Origin of the sequence: Pseudohongiella acticola (genome assembly GCF_001758195.1) — a bacterium.
Taxonomy (GTDB): Bacteria; Pseudomonadota; Gammaproteobacteria; order Pseudomonadales; family Pseudohongiellaceae; genus Pseudohongiella; species Pseudohongiella acticola.
The window spans coordinates 118,801-135,748 of the sequence record NZ_MASR01000002.1; the positions used below are offsets into that span (position 1 = coordinate 118,801).

Consider the following 16,948-nt stretch of genomic DNA (forward strand, 5'->3'; position numbering starts at 1 on the left):
TTCAGATTGGGGTTAATCAGTGTGTAATGGCAGATATAGCAGATGCACCGGGGCTTTACCGGAAAAACCAGGGCTGATCACAGACGGCGCTATTCGCTGCGCAGGGCTTCCGCAGGCAACACACGGGCTGCTCGCCAGGCAGGATAGAGGCTGGCCAGCAGGCACAGGACCAGCACACCCAGGCTGACGCCAAGCAGATCGGACACACGCAATTGCGACGGCAGGAAATCGACCGGGTAGACATCAGCACTGAGCAGTTGGGCACCGGAAAGCTGTTCAATCCAGGCGAACAGATCACTGACACTGAGAGCCAGCCCAATGCCCAGCACCAGCCCGGCCAGTGTACCCAGCAACCCCACCAGGCAACCCTGCAATACAAAAATGCGGCCAATCATGCCGGGAGATGCGCCCATCGTGCGCAAAATGGCGATATCGCCGCGTTTGTCACGCACAATCATGATCAGGCTCACCACCAGATTAAACGCCGCCACCGCGACCAGCAGCCACAATAAAAAGCCTACGATGGTGCGGGACAGACGGATATTCTCGTATATTGCGCCAAACCACTGGGTCCAGGTTTCCAGATAAACACCCTGCGGCAACAGCACCTCAATGTTATCGCGCAGCGCATTCACCGCCAGCACGTCATCGGTGCGCAGGCGCAGACCCGTGAAGCGGTCAGGCTGGCGATACAGGGCCTGGGCATCGGGCAGCGCAATCATCACCAGCCGCTCATCAAGCTCCTGCGTGCCCACCCGGTAAATGCCACCCACGGTAAAGCGTCGTTGCACCGGCAGCGGCGCCACCGGGTTGATGGACACATTCAGTGAGTACAGTGTGACGTTGTCGCCCAGACCGACGCCCAGACGTTGCGCCAGCGTTTCGCCAAGCACCAGCTGAAAACGTGATTCCGCCAGCGACATCAGGCTTCCTTGCCGCATAAAACGGGACAGGCGGGAAATGTCAGCTTCGCGCGCCGGATCAACACCATTGACCAGTACGCCGACATTGTCTTCCGGCCCGGCAATCACGCCATTGGCCTCCAGTACCGGCGCACTCAGATTGACACCGGGCACCGCCAGCACCTCACTGTCGAGCTGCGCCCAGCGCTCACTGTCGATATGCTCTGGCGTGCGCAGGGTGGCGTGCGGCATGATACCGAGCACATTCTCCCGCACTTCGCGATCAAAGCCATTCATGACCGACAACACGGTGATCAGAATACAGACGCTGAGTGCCAGCCCGCCAATGGTCAGCATGGACATAAAGCTCACCAGTTCACTGCGTCGCCCCACGCTGACATAGCGCAAGGCAATAAATGCTGACAGGGAGCGCGTCATGCCTGCAGACACCCGTTGTTCAGCAGCAGCACACGGTCCAGGCTGGCAGCGAACTGTTCATCATGGGTCACCACCACAAAACTGGTGGCCAGTTGCTGATTCAGGTCCTGCATCAATTCGTGAATACCACTGGCGGTGCGGCGATCAAGGTTGCCTGTGGGCTCGTCCATCAGCACACAACGCGGGGAAGCCACCAACGCGCGGGCAATCGCCACACGCTGCCGCTCGCCGCCCGACAGTTCCGCCGGTTTGTGACTGAGCCGGTGCTGCAAACCGACCCGGCGCAACAGTTCTGCTGCCCGGTCTCGGGCATCAGCCACCCTGGCGCCGCCGATCAGCAGTGGCATGGCAACATTTTCCAGCGCACTGAATTCACCGAGCAAATGGTGAAACTGGTAAACAAACCCCAGATAACGATTACGCAGCAAACCACGCTCTTTGTCTGACAGCGCCGACAATGCCTGACCGGCGACGTCGATTTCGCCACCACTGGGCATATCCAGCCCGCCCAACATGTTGAGCAAGGTGGTTTTGCCCGAGCCCGAACTGCCCACGATGGCGATGCGCTCACCGGGCATGACGTTGAGGTTGATGTCCGTCAACACTTCGACCTGCTGCGGCCCCTGCGTGTAGATTTTGCTTAAATGGCGGCAACTGATCACCGCGCCGCGTGCCACGGATTGCTCCGGACTGCTGTCGTTAGGCTGTCTTCGCTCTGTGTAGCGCGGCTCTTGCCCTGTGTCACGTGGCTCTTGCCTTTGGTCGCGTGGCTCTTGCCTTTTGTCGCGTGGCTCTGGCCCTTTATCGCCCGGCTCTGGCAGTGTCATATCTGGCTCCAGCGTCATTTATTCGTACCTGAGAACATCGGCGGGCTGGATGCGCGAGGCACGCCAGGCCGGGTAAAGCGTTGCCAGCAGGCTGACCAGCAACGCACTGGCGCAGACCAGCGCCACATCAGCCCACTGCAATTCCGACTGCAGGTGAGCAATCATGTAAACATCGCCGGGCGCCAGTGCACTGTTGAGCAGCGACTGGACGGCCTGGGTCAGGTCACCAATGCTGGCTGCCAGCGCCACACCCCCGAGCGCGCCCAGCAGGGTACCAAACACCCCGGCGGCCAGGCCCTGAATCACAAACACGGCCATCACCGTGCCGCGCCCGGCGCCCATGGTGCGCAGAATCGCAATGTCGGCGCTTTTATCAGCCACTGTCATCACCAGTGTGGCCACAATGTTAACGGCGCCAATAATGACAATCATCAATAACATGAACCCGGTCAGCACCTTTTCCAGGCGCAGGGCATCAAACAGGCTGCGACGGCTCTGATCCCAGCTGTTGACCCGATAGTCAGCCGGTGGCAGCGCCTGCGCTGCACGAGAGCTCAAGGCAGCGGCATTAAACAGATCATCCACCCGCAATCGCATCTGCATGCGCCCGGTGCCCGGACCGCTGCCGGCAAACAGGGCCTGCGCCGCCGGCAAATTCACCAGCGCCGTGCTGGCATTGTCATAAAACCCGAAGTCGGCGACACCCAGCACCCGAAAACTGCGGGCATCGCCGGTATCCCGACTCAGCAGACTGGACAGGGGCGTCACCGACAACTGCATGCCATTAAACAGTGCCAGCCGGGAGGCCAGGCGGGTTCCGAGAATAATGCCATCCGGCGTTTCTGCCAGCGCCGCCAGCAACTGCTCCAGATGAGGACTGTCCTGCTGCAACACAGCTGGCTCCGAGGCCGGATCGACACCGCGCACGGCAACAAACTCGCCATTACCATCAGCGCGCAGCCAGGCTTCGCCCTCAACAAACGGCGCTGCCGCGACTATGCCGCTCTGTTGCTGCAGGGTCCGCGCCGCTTGCTGCCAGCCGATACCACCGGCAGGCAACACCAGGCCGGCATGCGGCACTGACTTCAGGGTTTCGTTACGCATGGTGCTGGTCGATGCATTGATTACCGACATCACCGCAATCAGAGCCAGCACACCCAGTGCTATGCCCAGCATGGAGATCAGCGAGACAAAGGACATCAGCTGATTTTTTTTGCGGGCTCTGACAAAACGCAGCCCGACAAACAGGACCAGAGGTTGGTACATGAACGGTTTATCCTGAACGGCACGGGATCGACGGCAAGGATTCTAGTCGAGGCACCGGAGTAAAACAAACTTCCATCGCCAGTGCCTGACCGCCTGCCCCGGCACAGTTAAAAACGGACTGTGAATAAGTAACACAGGTGATTGAATGGGAAAGGTTTTGCTGTTATAGTCGCGGAGCTGTGAAAGTGGTTGGTTGCCAAACCGTGTATACACAAATTGTAGAACTTGCAGCACGGGACATGTCGATTACATGTCAGCGCCAACACGTTGTTAACACAGCAGTTATGCGAAACAAACATCGTGACAACGAATTTTGCAGTACCGGATTTTTAAAAGCAGTACTTAACCGAGCAACCAGACTGAAGACTCGGGTGAATGATTTTTGCGCGGGGGCACACCGAAAGTGAATGCCCCGCCGCATCCCGCTCCAGCAGGATCTCAACCACACAAGTTGAGCCGCTGAGCCGGAAAGCCGGGCACACAAACGGCGACAACATACAAGCAAGGCGCTGCACTGATTTTGATGTTTGGGCTCTGATTTGCGAGCTCTGATTTTCGAGCAGATGCAGCCACCGAAAGACCGTGACCTCGACACGACCGGGCAACGATTCATCGACCCGATTCCGATACCGAAACACGGTTGCAGTGACAGCAGGACACCTGAACTTTATCCATGGGTTCGGTTAGCAGTAGCGGCAATACCAGTCCACCGGGCCCGGCAGTTTAAGGCACCGAGACCGGACACCGCCCTCTTTGCGCCCCCTGTCACCGGCATGTCCCACAGCCTTATTCCGGCTGTTTGCGCATGCTCTCGGCTTGTCCTGTCCCGCCCCGCCTGCGCAAATCATCTCCCCCGAATTGACTGATCTGGTTCAACAGAGATGTGAATTCACTATGAAAAGAATGTTGATCAATGCCACACAGGAAGAAGAGTTGCGGGTTGCCCTCGTTGACGGCCAGAAACTTTACGACCTGGATATTGAAAACCGCACCCGTGTACAGAAAAAGGCCAGCATCTTCAAAGGCCGTATTACCCGCGTAGAACCCAGCCTGGAGGCCGCCTTTGTTGATTTCGGCGCCGAGCGTCACGGCTTCCTGCCCCTGAAAGAAATTGCCCCTTCGTATTTCCGTAAAGGCATCGAAGGCGGCCGCGTCAATATCAAAGAAGCGGTTGCTGAAGGCACTGAAGTGATTGTGCAGGTAGAAAAGGAAGAGCGCGGCAACAAAGGCGCGGCGCTGACCACCTTTATCAGCCTGGCCGGTCGTTACCTGGTGCTGATGCCAAACAACCCGCGCGCCGGTGGTATCTCCCGCCGCATCGAAGGTGACGAACGCTCCGAGATCCGCGAAGCTATCAATGGTCTGAATATTCCTGACGGCATGGGCATCATTGTGCGCACCGCAGGTGTCGGCAAGCAACAGGAAGAACTGCAGTGGGACCTGGATTACCTGCTGTCGCTGTGGCAGTCGATCACAGAAGCTGCCGAGAAAAAATCAGCGCCCTTCCTGATCTATCAGGAAAGCAACGTCATTATCCGTACCATTCGTGATTACCTGCGCCAGGACATCGGCGAAGTGTTATTCGACACCCAGGAATCCTATGCCGAAGCCATCGACTTTGTACGTCAGGTGATGCCGCATTACGAATCGCGTATCAAGTTGTATCAGGAAGCCCTGCCGCTGTTCAATCGCTTCCAGATTGAAGCCCAGATTGAATCGGCGTTTCAGCGCGAAGTAAAACTGCCTTCGGGCGGCTCCATTGTCATCGACCCGACTGAAGCGTTGATCTCCATCGACATCAACTCTTCTCGCGCCACGCGCGGGTCGGACATCGAAGAAACCGCCTTGAACACCAACCTGGAAGCGGCCGATGAAATTGCCCGCCAGCTGCGCCTGCGCGACATGGGCGGCCTGGTGGTTATCGATTTCATCGACATGAGCGCTGCCAGAAACCAGAAAGAAGTTGAAAACCGCATGCGCGATGCGCTGGAAGCGGACCGTGCACGAGTACAGGTCGGCCGCATCTCCCGCTTCGGCCTGCTGGAAATGTCACGTCAGCGTCTACGTCCATCGCTGGAAGAAACCAGCGCCGTGGTATGCCCACGCTGCAATGGCCAGGGTGCGATTCGCGATGTGAAATCGCTGTGCCTGTCCATTCTTCGAATCCTGCAGGAAGAAGCCAACAAAAAGAAAAGCGCCGAGATCCATGCCATTGTGCCGTTGTCGGTCGCCTCTTACCTGCTGAACGAAAAGCGTTCTGCAGTGCTGGCCATTGAAGCACAGAGCAAAACCCGCCTGCTGATCATTGCCAACCCGGCCATGGAAACACCGCACTACGAAATCCAGAGCATCAGCGCACAGGATGGCAGCACCTCGTCGCATCGCGCCAGTTTCGAAATTGAAACCGGTGGTCCGGATGACGATGTCATTCAGGCGAAGAAATCGGCGCCGGCACAACAGGCCGCCGTACAGGCGCCAACGCTGGCCCAGGCACCGGCCCATGTGCCGACCACTCGTCTGGCACCGCCCGCACCAAAGAAAAAAGGTTTCCTGGGATCACTGATCTCCGTCTTCACCGAAGTCTTTACAGGCGCGGCCAATGACGAAGAAGATGAGAAAGAGGAAGAAAACAAGGATCGCAACTCGCGCAATCGCGAGCGTCGCCCGCAGAACAACCAGCAGCGACACCAGAAGCAGGGTCGCGGCAATCAGCGCGGCAACCGCAATGATCGTGGTGACAAGGCGGAGCGCGGCGAAAAATCGGAGAGAAACGACAAAGGCGGCGACGACAGGTCCGATCGCTCCGAGTCCTCGCAGGGCCAGAGTCAAGGGCAAGGCCAGGGTCGTCGACGTGGCGGCCGCAATCGTTCACAGAACGACGAGTCGGACACTCGCAAGGACAACAACGCTGCAAACAGCAACAACGATGCCGCGTCCGGTGACGCGTCAGACGACAACAAGGGCGGCGAAGGTCAGAGCCGTCGCCGTCGTGGCGATCGCCGTCCGCGCAACACCACCAAGCGTCAGCGTGGACCACATCCCGATGCGGCCGAGAATGAAAATGCAGTGACAGACACTGCCGCCAGCGACGATCAGTCCGCTAATCAGGACAACAAGGCTGCGGACGATAAAGGCAGCAAGCCCGGCGCTCGCACAAAGGCGGCTGACACGTCAGACGACAGCAGCAACACTGAGAACTCAGGTGACAATTCGGCGAGCGAAACCAACGAAGACGGCACAGCAAAACCCCGTCGTCGTCGCAGCCGTGGTGGCAGCCGCCGCCGTGGCCGCGGCAACAACGCCGAGTCGCAGGACAAAGATGGCAACACCAGTGATGGCCAGGAGAGCCAGGAGAGCCAAAACAGCCAGGACGGCAATAGTGCTGCCGACGCTGATGGCAACACAGCAGACGAGCAGAAAAAACCCGCTGCTGCAAAAGCCAAAGACAGCAGCGATGATCTGCCCGAGGCGGCAAAAGCTGTGCAGGAAGCACAGGCCGCCGAAGCAGCCCTGAGAGAACCGAAGGCCAAAGCAGCGGGCGAAGACAAAGCCGCGGCCTCAGGTGAGGAAAAGGCCTCTGGCGAAGAGAAAGCCACTGACGAAGCGAAGGCCCCTAGCGAGAAGAAAGCTTCTAGCGCAGAAAAAGCCTCAAGCAAAACAAAGGCCGACGCAGCTGCGAGTGATGAGAAAGCCGTGAGCGAAGAAGCAGCCGTGAGCGATAAGAAAGCCGCGAGCAACGAAGCAGCCTCGAGCGATAAAGCCGTCGACGGTGCCTCCGAGAAAGCATCTGCTCAGGCCGACCTCGACAAATCTGCTGGCACGCCCGAAGATGCGGAGCCCGAGAAAAAGCCGACTCGTAAACGCGCACCTGCTCGCAAGCGCGCCACCACCAACAAGAGCAAAAAATCTGCAGACGCTGAGGCTCAGGCCAACGCAGAGCCGGCAAGTGATAAAGTTGCCGCTGCGGATTCAACGCCCGAGGCCCAGAGAGCTGAGCAGACAACTGAACAGCCTGCCCCGAAAAAGGCGGAATCAGACAAGTCTGGCATCGACACAAAGGCAGCGCCACTGGCTCCGACTCCGGAAGAAGCCAAGCAGGCTCCCGCCACCTCTCAGGGAGCCATCCCCGAAGGCGGCCGTGCACCCAATGACCCGCGCGAAATCAAACGCCGACGCCTGGAAGAGGAAGCCCGCAAAAAGGCTGAATCAGAAGGCAACGAGTAAACGACTGGGCACGGAGGAGAATCTCTCCTCCGTAAACAAACAAAAAGGGGCGGATGAGTTATTTCTCATCCGCCCCTTTTTGTTGTGACTTCTAGAGGATTTTAAGGGGACGTTTTAAGGGGACGGAGGAGATACTTTTTCCGGAAAGTATCTCCTCCGTCCCCTTAAAATCCCCGCCCCCTTAAAATTTATATCACAGCTTTTCTTCCAGCTCCGGTATCGCCTGGAACAGGTCTGCGACCAGACCATAATCAGCCACCTGGAAGATCGGTGCCTCTTCGTCCTTGTTGATGGCAACAATCACCTTGCTGTCCTTCATGCCGGCCAGGTGCTGAATCGCGCCGGAGATGCCCACCGCAATGTACAGATCTGGCGCCACGATTTTACCGGTCTGGCCTACCTGCATGTCGTTGGGGACAAAGCCCGCGTCGACCGCTGCGCGCGACGCACCAATGGCAGCGCCGAGTTTGTCAGCGACTTTTTCCAGCATGGCAAAGTTCTCACCGTTCTGCATGCCACGGCCACCGGAGATAACGATCTTGGCGCCGGTCAATTCGGGACGCTCAGATTCAGTCAGCTCTTCACCGACAAAGGTGGCAATGTCCTGAGATTTGACGATGTCGAGTGCTTCAACGCTACCAGAGCCACCCTCTTTGGCTGCCTCATCGAACGCCGTGCCACGCACCGTGATCACCTTGACGGCGTCACTGGACTGGACTGTTGCCAGTGCGTTGCCCGCATAAATCGGTCGCACAAAGGTGTCCGCACCTTTAACTGCGGTAATGTCTGAAATCTGGGCAACACCCAGCAAGGCTGCCACACGGGGCATGAAGTTTTTGCCGGAGGTGGAAGCCGGTGCCAGAATGTGTGAAGAATCCTTGCCCACTTCCGCAATCAGCTCAGCCAGGTTTTCCGGCAGCTGATTCTCGTAGGCGGCATTGTCGGCCACCAGCACTTTGCTGACGCCATTGACGGCAGCGGCCTGCTGCGCGACTGCATCGCAGCCAGAGCCAGCAACCAGTACCGTAATGTCGCCGCCGATTTCGCTGGCTGCGGTGATGGTGTTCAAGGTCGCCGGTTTCAGGGCGGCATTATCGTGTTCTGCAATTACCAAAATACTCATATCTGCTCGTCCCCTTAAATCACTTTGGCTTCGGTTTTCAATTTGCTGATCAGCTCGTCTATGCTTTCCACCTTGATGCCGGCAGAACGCGCGGGCGGTGCTTCAACAGACACGACTTTCAGACCGGAACTGACATCAACACCCAGCTCATCCGGAGTGACCGTGTCGATCTGCTTTTTCTTGGCCTTCATGATGTTCGGCAATGAAGCATAGCGCGGCTCGTTCAGTCGCAGATCCGTAGTCACTACGGCTGGCAGCTTCAGTGACACGGTCTGCTCACCGCCATCAACTTCACGCGTGACCACCGCTTTACCATCAGCCACTTCCAGCTTGCAGGCAAATGTACCCTGCGGCATGCCAGTCAGTGCGCCCAGCATCTGTCCAACCTGGTTGTTGTCGGAATCAATGGACTGCTTGCCCAGCAGCACCAGATCGATGCCTTCTTTCTCGACCAGCTTCTGCAGCACGCGGGCCACGGCCAGTGGCTGCACATCGGCAGCGGCATCAACGTGTATGCCCCGGTCGGCACCCAGTGCCAGTGCCGTACGGATCTGTTCCTGGCAGCTCTTCTCGCCAATGGACACGGCAATGACTTCGTCAGCCACGCCTTTCTCTTTCAGACGAATGGCCTCTTCAATGGCAATTTCGCAGAATGGATTAACCGCCATTTTGGCATTCGCCAGATCAACGCCACTGCCATCTGACTTGACTCGGATTTTAACGTACGCATCAACAACACGTTTAACTGCTACCAGAATCTTCATGGATTCTCCAATTTACTGTTTTAAATTAGCTCTTTAAAACCCAGGGCCCATTGGGATCCAGATCTATTACCTGAACCTGAGTAAGCGAAACAGAGGCAACAAAGCCCCCAGAAAAGGCCGCCAATGATGCCGGTTTTAATTGCCCTCGTCAATAAAAAGGCTCAGCCGGGAGCCGCTCAGCGGCCACTCAATGCGAAAAAAACGCCATCACTGACGACACCAATATCATCTTCAGAGTTGTTATTTTTCAAAGCCTTAGTGTCAGCCGAAGCATCCCTGCCAGACTCGGCCAATGCCACCATCTGATAAAAAACCGAACGGCTGATCAGTGCTTTGAGGCCATGACGAACCTCGATCACCGGGTGTGGTTGACCGGCTTCGTCGGTGGTCACTTCGATCGCATTATCGGCGCCTGCAATCACCGTTTCACCGGTATTCAGGGTGAAGGTCAACTGCTGCCCCGAACCCTCTCCGCTAACATCCAGTAACTGGGCGACAAAGGGACAGTCATCCACTGTGATGCGCACCTTCTCCACCGGCGTCACCAGATAATGATGGCCGTCATCGTCCAGTCTCAGGATAGAGGAAAACAGCCGCACCATGGCGATGCGACCGATAGGCGAACTTTCGTGGTACCAGCGGCCATCGGCCGCGATACGCATGTCCATCTCACCGCAGTAAGGTGGGTCCCAGTCATGAACAGGTGCCGGACCTTTCTGTTTACCAATCTGCTTGAGCAGATTATCAGGACTTGCCGTCTTCTCTGTCATAATCGCCTCCAGTCTCTTTAGCGCCTTCAGAAGTTGACTGCGTAAATGCCCGGCGCGTTTCTCCAGTAACCTTTGTAATCCATGCCGTAGCCAAACAGGTATTTGTCTTCAGCGGTCAACGCCGTGAAATCCGCTTTCTTCAGGGTCGCTGTTTTACGGTCATGTTGTTTATCCACCAGCACCGCGGTATAGACTGCCGAAGCACCCTTGCCTTCACACCAGCTCTTGATGCCCGCCAGTGTTTCGCCTTCATCAAAAATGTCATCCAGCACCAAGACCACCCGGCCCTTGACCTCAGTAGCAGGTGTCACCCGCCACTGCAGGTCACTGCCCTGCAGCTGCTCGCGGTAACGCGTGGCATGAATATAATCCAGCTGTAGCAGGAAATTCAGTTTTGGCACCAGCTGCCCGGTAAGCACAATGCCGCCGTTCATGACGCACAGGACCAGTGGATTCTGATCCGCCATCACCTCACTGATCTGTGATGCCAGCGCGTCCAGGGCCTGATCTATGTCGCGGCCGGTATACAGGCACTGCGCCTCATCCATGACCTGCTGCAGATGTTGCTTGTTCACGTCTTCTCCACTCATTTTACGGTTTCCGCCTGTATCAGGGCCTCCAGCCGGTCGCGCGTCTGCTGCCAGCGTGGTGTCGCCTGCAGCGCTGCAAAATCCAGATGCTGTTTACCCTGCATACGCAGGAGCCGGGCGTTGGGTTCAGTGTTCAGGCCTTCCAGCGCAGCCAATGCCTGCAGCGCCGCTTCCCGATCATTGCAGACCAGCAACATGTCGCAGCCGGCTGCCAATGCTTTTTTGACCCTATCTTCCATATTGCCGGCCGCTGCAGCCGCCGCCATCACCAGATCATCACTGAAAATGACGCCCTGAAAATCGAGCTGTTTCCGCAGCACAGTCTGTAACCAGAATTCGGAGAAACCGGCACAGGCATCATCGGCCTGCTGGTATATTACGTGCGCCGGCATCACCGCATCCATGACCGGCATGCAGCGCACGAAGGGTTGCATATCCTGCTCACGAATCTGTTGCAACGGGCGCTTATCCAGCGGCAAGTCATGATGGGAGTCTGCGGTAACGCTGCCATGCCCGGGGAAATGTTTACCGGTGGTCGCCATACCGGCCTCGTGCATGCCCTGCATAAAGGCGGTGGCCAGCGCGACCAGGGTATCCTGATCAGCGGAGAAAGCCCGGTCGCCAATGACCTCGCTCAGGCCGGTGTGCAGATCCAGCACCGGTGCAAAACTGAAATCAATATCACACGCCCGGACTTCGGCTGCCATCAGCCAGCCACAATCCTGTGCCAGTGTCTTCGCCGCGGACTGATCCCGCTGCCACAGCTCTCCGAAACGCAGCATCGGCGGCAGGCGGGTAAACCCCTCACGCAGACGTTGTACCCGTCCGCCTTCCTGATCTACCGCCAGCAGAATCTGGGGCCGACAGCGGCGAATATCAGCCACCAGCGCCTGTACCTGGGCCGCATCCTGGATATTGCGGGAAAACAGAATGACACCACCAACCTGCGGGTGTCGCAGCAACGACCGCTCATCCTCGTTCAGCACCGTGCCTTGCACATCCAGCATTAATACGCCGGGTAAATCACTCATCGCCAGCCCCTGCCATGGTTAGGTATTGGTTGATCAGGACGTGCCCCGAAAGAGCAGCCTGAAAGACCGGCATTATCACAGATTCAGGAAAGGTTTGCGTCGCCGAAATAACTGGTTATAATTACAGTAACTGACACAGCCAAGGGAACCGCTATGCATGCACTGACGCCCAGACAAGCAGAGATACTGGCATTTATCCGTCGCTACCAGCAGGATACCGGTTACCCGCCGACCCGCTCGGAAATTGCGCAGGAGATGGGGTTTCGTTCCCCCAACGCCGCCGAGGAGCACCTGAAGGCGCTGGCACGTAAAAAAGCCATCGAGATCATTCCCGGCGCATCACGCGGCATCAAGCTGCCCGATCTGGAAGAAGAAGCCCAGGCCGGTCTGCCCGTGATCGGCCAGGTTGCCGCCGGCAGCCCGATTCTGGCTCAGGAATGCATTGATGAATACGTCAACGTACCCGCCGGTCTGTTCAATCCAAAGGCCGATTACCTGCTGACCGTCAAAGGCACCAGCATGATCGATGTCGGTATTCATGAAGGTGATTTACTGGCGGTACACAAAACCGCGCAGGCCCGCGACGGCGATATCATCGTCGCCCGCCTGGACGAAGACGTGACCGTGAAACGCCTGCAGCACACCGCGGAAAAACACCGCCTGTTGCTGATCGCCGAGAACGAAGAGTTTGCCCCCATCGAGGTCGATCTGCGATCGCAGCAATTTATCATTGAAGGCATCAGCGTCGGCGTTATCCGCCGCCATTAAAAGCTATCATCGTGGCCGCTGCGGCGTTGAAGTGTATTTTTTATTCAGTCACTTACTTAATGTAAGCTCCTTCATAAAAAATACACTTCGCCTTGCATCGCCTGCCTCGATAACGCTATTAAATTTAGAATTCAGGTTCTTCGAGAGTTGGTCAGGATGCGAACGAAGTGAGCGGCTGGCCGTGGCACTGTAAACTGAGCTGGAAACGTAGGCGAGGCAGTCGGGGCAAGGCGAAATCAAATTTTGTGAGGGAGCCTACATTCAGTAAGTGACCGATTAAAATTTTATTTCAACGCCGCCCCGGCAACGCAGGTAGTTTCCAGACAGTTTACTTACTTTCGACGGTCCATTTGCCATTACGGTAGTGTGCCTTCCAGCCTGTGGCTTTTTTATCCACCTCAGTCAGCAGATACTGCTCCTTGGTCTTGCGGCTGAAACGGACCACCGTCGGGTTACCATCTGAATCGGCAACCGGCCCTTTGAGCAGGTAGTGATACTTCTCGTCCAGCGCATCTTTGTGCGGCAGGATCTCTGCCAGCAACGGCGCCCGGGTTTCCCTGTTTTTCGGGAACTTGCTGGCGGCGAGGAACAGACCGGCAGCGCCGTCGCGCAGCACATAGTGGTCTTCAACTTTTTCGCAGGCAAGTTCAGGCATTGGAATCGGATCCATCTTGGGCGGCGCCGCCTCACCGCTGCGCAACAGCTTTCGGGTGTTTTTGCATTCGCTGTTGGTACAGCCAAAATACTTGCCGAAGCGTCCGGTTTTTAGCTGCATGTCGGAGCCACACTTGTCGCATTCGATCACCGGGCCATCATAACCCTTGATCTTGAAACTGCCCTTCTCCACTTCGAAACCGGAACAGTCCGGGTTGTTGCCACACACGTGCAACTTGCGCTCAGTGTCAATCAGGTAGCTGTCCATGGTGGCGTTGCACAACTTGCAGCGCTTGCGTTCACGCAGGCGACGGTTCTCGACTTCCTCGGCCTCTTCGGCGTTGTCCGTGTTGATGGCCTCTTCACCCGGCGTCAGATTGATGGTGCACTTGCAGCGCTCTTTGGGTGGCAGGGCATAACCTGAACAACCCAGGAAAACACCGGTAGACGCTGTGCGAATCTGCATATTACGGCCACAGTCCGGGCACGGAATATCGGTTTCAGTCGGATTGTTCTCGCGCATGCCATCTTCGTCAGCGGAGGCACGAGCCAACTGGTCAGAGAAGTCGGCGTAGAAATCGTCCAGCAGCTTTTTCCAGTCTTTGTCTCCGGCGGCAACCTTGTCCAGCGAGTCTTCCATCTTCGCGGTGAAGTCATAATCCATCAGTTCGGTAAAACTTTCCTGCAGCCGCTCAACCACGATATCGCCCATTTTCTGGGCGTAAAAGCGCCGACTTTCCACTTTGACATAACCACGATCCTGAATCGTGGAAATGATGGCGGCATAGGTTGAAGGACGACCAATACCGCGTTTCTCCAATTCTTTGACCAGACTGGCTTCAGTGTATCGCGCCGTGGGCTTGGTGAAATGCTGTTTTGGTTCCAGCTTCTGCAGCGCCAGCTCTTCGCCCTCACTGACATCCGGAAGCACCACGTCTTCCTCTTTGGTAGGCAGTACCCGCAGATAACCGTCGAACTGCATGATGCGACCTTTGGTGCTCAATTCAAAATCACCGGCGGTCACCGATATTTTGCTGCTCAGGTAGCGTGCCGGCGGCATCTGGCAGGCTACAAAATGCGCCCAGATCAATGCATACAGGCGCTCGGCATCACGCTCCATGCCTGACAGCGAGGTTGGTGAGGTATTCACGTCAGTCGGCCTGATCGCCTCGTGCGCTTCCTGTGCGCCTTCACGCGCACTGTACTGAATGGCTTTTTCCGGCAGATACTTACTGCCGAACTGATCCTCAATATAGTCGCGACACATCTGCAGGGCATCAGCACTCAGGTGCGTGGAATCGGTACGCATGTAAGTGATGTAACCGGCCTCGTAGAGGCGTTGCGCCATCATCATGGTTTTCTTGACGCCAAAACCAAGGCGGGTGCTGGCGGCCTGCTGCAGGGTTGACGTGATCAGTGGTGGACGCGGTTTTGAACTGGTTGGTTTATCTTCGCGAGCGCTGACCACAAAGGTGGCATCTTTTAACGCCGCTTCCGCTTTGGCCGATGCCTCAGCACTGCCTGGCCGGTAGTTCGCACCTGCCTGTTTCATCACCTGCAGGCGAATGGCGTCTTTTGCCTTGTTAGTGGTATCGGCAAACAGCTCCCAGTATTCTTCCGGTATGAAGGCACGGATTTCACGCTCGCGCTCGACAATCAGCAGCACGGCCACTGATTGCACACGACCGGCAGACAGACCGCGGGCCACTTTCGCCCACAGCAGTGGCGACACCATGAAACCCACGACACGGTCGAGGAAGCGACGCGCCTGCTGCGCTTCCACATAACGCATATCCAGATCGCCGGGATGCGAAAACGCCTCATTAATGGCTTTTTTGGTGATCTCGTTGAAAACCACACGCCGGTAACGGCTTTCGTCACCACCAATGGCCTCCTTCAGGTGCCAGGCAATGGCCTCCCCCTCTCTGTCCAAGTCCGTTGCGAGATAAATGGTGTCAGCGCTTTTGGCCAGACGCTGCAGTTCGGATACCACTTTTTCCTTGCCAGGCAGGATTTCGTAACGGGCTGCCCAATCGTGCTCAGGATCAATACCCATGCGGGCAATCAATTGCTGCCGGGCCTTTTTCTGTTTGTGCGCTGCTTTTTTCTCGGGGCTGAGTTTACGCGTTTTGGCAGCTTCCTTGGCACGCTGGGCCGGCGTTGTTGTTGAGCTCGACGCGCTGCCGGAGACCGGAAGATCGCGAATATGACCCACGCTGGACTTCACCACGAACTCGTTACCGAGGTATTTGTTGATGGTTTTGGCCTTTGCGGGCGACTCGACAATAACTAAGGATTTACTCATGAAGCTGCACAATTCCTGATGTTTGTTCGTGATATCTGTTGCTTCTCAGCGCCTTCCCAAGCACGATCGGCAACAAAAAATCAGAGCGGCTTACTCTGACGAAGCCGTCATATATAAAGATTCACTCACTGAGGGTCAAGCGTTAGTTGAGTGTAAGTTAAGTTAGTCGGCCGGGAGTCCGATGTTCTGAACCCCCTCCGACCCGGTGCCAGTGCCGTTGTCAGTCGAGCGGCACTTCATGGGTCCAGCCGTAGGTATCGGCCAGTTCACCGCGCTGAATTCCGACCAGCAGCTCATACAGTTTCTGCATCACAGGGCCAGCCTGTTCACCACCGCCATAGAAGCTGTGCCATTTGCTGTCCAGCCAGATACGACCGACCGGAGACACCACAGCCGCGGTGCCGCAGGCGGCCACTTCTTCAAACTCATCAATTTCCTTGCGCAGATCAATCGGTCGCTGCTCAATGGTCAGACCCAACTCGTTCTCCGCCAGCGTCATGATGGAACGACGCGTGACGCTTGGCAGTACGGCACTGGAGCTGGGCGTGACAAAGCGGCCTCCACGCATTGCCACCACAATATTGGCCGAACCCGCCTCATCAATGTAGCGGCGCTGCGCTGCATCCAGGAACAATGCTTCATTGGCGCCCAGTTGCTGCGCCAGACGCGTGGCCAGCAGACCACCGGCATAATTCGCGCCGATCTTGTAATTGCCGGTGCCGGATGGCGCTGCCCGGTCAAGGTCGGACACGGCCAGTGAAATCACTGCCAGGCCGGCGCTCTGGTAATAAGGCCCCACCGGCGACACGAACACACGGAATTCGAACTCTTTGGCGGGTTTCAGGCCCAGGTTCTCGCCGACACCGATCAGCATTGGACGGATATAGAGCGCCGCGCCGGAGCCGTGTGGCGGAATCCAGGGGTAATTGGCACGCACCGCCGCCTCCACGCCGCGGATAAACAGTTCTTCTGGCACTTCCGGAATCAATAGCCGGGTCGCCGCCTGGCGCATACGCTCAGCGTTCAGCGTCGGGCGGAACAACAGCACCCGGCCGTCAGGCGCCGTCTGCGCTTTCAGACCTTCAAAGCACTGCTGAGCATAATGCAGCGCCGGCGCGCCTTCGTGTACCGAGATCATTTCCGAGGTAATCAGCTCGCCCTCGGTCCATTGACCGTTGACAAAAGAGGCGCGAAATCGGTAATCCGTTGGCCGGTACTGGAAACCCAGCTCCGCCCAGTTCAGATCCTTTTTGGTGTTTGCCTGTGTGCTCTTGTTCTGTTCCAAC

The 16,948-nt window shown here is 57.0% G+C and carries 12 protein-coding genes; 2 read left to right on the top strand and 10 right to left on the bottom strand.

The features are described from left to right. Positions 1-89: 89 nt before the first annotated feature. The 3 genes from PHACT_RS12875 to PHACT_RS12885 are packed head-to-tail and all read right to left on the bottom strand — an operon-like array spanning position 90 to position 3,433. The gene (locus PHACT_RS12875) at positions 90-1,340 is read right to left on the bottom strand and encodes a lipoprotein-releasing ABC transporter permease subunit (protein WP_070118687.1); all 1,251 of its coding nucleotides are present in this window, start codon (positions 1,338-1,340) and stop codon (positions 90-92) included. Then, complete coding sequence (lolD, locus tag PHACT_RS12880; protein WP_397389520.1) at positions 1,337-2,185, bottom strand: lipoprotein-releasing ABC transporter ATP-binding protein LolD; 849 nt, start codon at positions 2,183-2,185, stop codon at positions 1,337-1,339. The genes PHACT_RS12875 and lolD overlap by 4 nt, the downstream gene beginning before the upstream one ends. Then, the gene (locus PHACT_RS12885; protein ID WP_070118688.1) at positions 2,186-3,433 is read right to left on the bottom strand and encodes an FtsX-like permease family protein; all 1,248 of its coding nucleotides are present in this window, start codon (positions 3,431-3,433) and stop codon (positions 2,186-2,188) included. An 894-nt stretch (positions 3,434-4,327) separates the two neighbouring features. Here PHACT_RS12885 and PHACT_RS12890 point away from each other — a divergent pair. After that, a complete protein-coding gene (locus tag PHACT_RS12890; RefSeq protein ID WP_245730796.1) occupies positions 4,328-7,657 on the top strand; it encodes an Rne/Rng family ribonuclease in 3,330 nt (1,109 codons plus the stop codon). 193 nt (positions 7,658-7,850) lie between these two features. Here PHACT_RS12890 and PHACT_RS12895 read toward each other — a convergent pair whose 3' ends face one another. The 5 genes from PHACT_RS12895 to nagZ all read right to left on the bottom strand — a co-directional run bounded on the left by PHACT_RS12895 (position 7,851) and on the right by nagZ (position 11,935). Next, positions 7,851-8,780 carry an electron transfer flavoprotein subunit alpha/FixB family protein gene (locus tag PHACT_RS12895; protein ID WP_070118690.1) on the bottom strand — a complete coding sequence of 310 codons (930 nt, stop codon included), beginning with the start codon at positions 8,778-8,780 and terminating at the stop codon, positions 7,851-7,853. A gap of 14 nt (positions 8,781-8,794) precedes the next feature. Then, complete coding sequence (locus PHACT_RS12900; protein WP_070118691.1) at positions 8,795-9,544, bottom strand: electron transfer flavoprotein subunit beta/FixA family protein; 750 nt, start codon at positions 9,542-9,544, stop codon at positions 8,795-8,797. A 176-nt stretch (positions 9,545-9,720) separates the two neighbouring features. Next, a complete protein-coding gene (locus tag PHACT_RS12905; protein ID WP_070118692.1) occupies positions 9,721-10,314 on the bottom strand; it encodes a DUF1285 domain-containing protein in 594 nt (197 codons plus the stop codon). A 26-nt stretch (positions 10,315-10,340) separates the two neighbouring features. Beyond that, positions 10,341-10,889 (bottom strand): hypoxanthine-guanine phosphoribosyltransferase, encoded by a 549-nt coding sequence (locus PHACT_RS12910; RefSeq protein WP_281201750.1) that lies wholly within the window; start codon positions 10,887-10,889, stop codon positions 10,341-10,343. An 11-nt stretch (positions 10,890-10,900) separates the two neighbouring features. After that, positions 10,901-11,935: a beta-N-acetylhexosaminidase gene (gene nagZ / locus PHACT_RS12915; RefSeq protein WP_070118694.1), complete on the bottom strand. Its 1,035-nt coding sequence runs from the start codon at positions 11,933-11,935 to the stop codon at positions 10,901-10,903. Between the two features lie 153 nt (positions 11,936-12,088). Here nagZ and lexA point away from each other — a divergent pair, with 153 nt between their 5' ends. Then, complete coding sequence (gene lexA / locus PHACT_RS12920; RefSeq protein WP_070118695.1) at positions 12,089-12,703, top strand: transcriptional repressor LexA; 615 nt, start codon at positions 12,089-12,091, stop codon at positions 12,701-12,703. Positions 12,704-13,031: 328 nt separating this feature from the next. Here the strand turns inward: lexA and topA are convergent, their stop codons facing one another. Together topA and PHACT_RS12930 are read right to left on the bottom strand one after the other, a co-directional pair. Then, complete coding sequence (topA, locus tag PHACT_RS12925; RefSeq protein WP_070118696.1) at positions 13,032-15,662, bottom strand: type I DNA topoisomerase; 2,631 nt, start codon at positions 15,660-15,662, stop codon at positions 13,032-13,034. A gap of 220 nt (positions 15,663-15,882) precedes the next feature. Beyond that, on the bottom strand, positions 15,883-16,947 hold the full coding sequence (locus PHACT_RS12930; protein ID WP_070118697.1) for a branched-chain amino acid aminotransferase: 1,065 nt from the start codon (positions 16,945-16,947) through the stop codon (positions 15,883-15,885). Between the last annotated feature and the right edge of the window lies 1 nt (position 16,948).

Coding starts and splice junctions, on each gene's coding strand:
- PHACT_RS12875 (WP_070118687.1), bottom strand. CDS start 1,340: ATGACGCGCTCCCTGTCAGCATTTATTGCCTTGCGCTATGTCAGCGTG.
- lolD (WP_397389520.1), bottom strand. CDS start 2,185: ATGACGCTGGAGCCAGATATGACACTGCCAGAGCCGGGCGATAAAGGG.
- PHACT_RS12885 (WP_070118688.1), bottom strand. CDS start 3,433: ATGTACCAACCTCTGGTCCTGTTTGTCGGGCTGCGTTTTGTCAGAGCC.
- PHACT_RS12890 (WP_245730796.1), top strand. CDS start 4,328: ATGAAAAGAATGTTGATCAATGCCACACAGGAAGAAGAGTTGCGGGTT.
- PHACT_RS12895 (WP_070118690.1), bottom strand. CDS start 8,780: ATGAGTATTTTGGTAATTGCAGAACACGATAATGCCGCCCTGAAACCG.
- PHACT_RS12900 (WP_070118691.1), bottom strand. CDS start 9,544: ATGAAGATTCTGGTAGCAGTTAAACGTGTTGTTGATGCGTACGTTAAA.
- PHACT_RS12905 (WP_070118692.1), bottom strand. CDS start 10,314: ATGACAGAGAAGACGGCAAGTCCTGATAATCTGCTCAAGCAGATTGGT.
- nagZ (WP_070118694.1), bottom strand. CDS start 11,935: ATGAGTGATTTACCCGGCGTATTAATGCTGGATGTGCAAGGCACGGTG.
- lexA (WP_070118695.1), top strand. CDS start 12,089: ATGCATGCACTGACGCCCAGACAAGCAGAGATACTGGCATTTATCCGT.
- topA (WP_070118696.1), bottom strand. CDS start 15,662: ATGAGTAAATCCTTAGTTATTGTCGAGTCGCCCGCAAAGGCCAAAACC.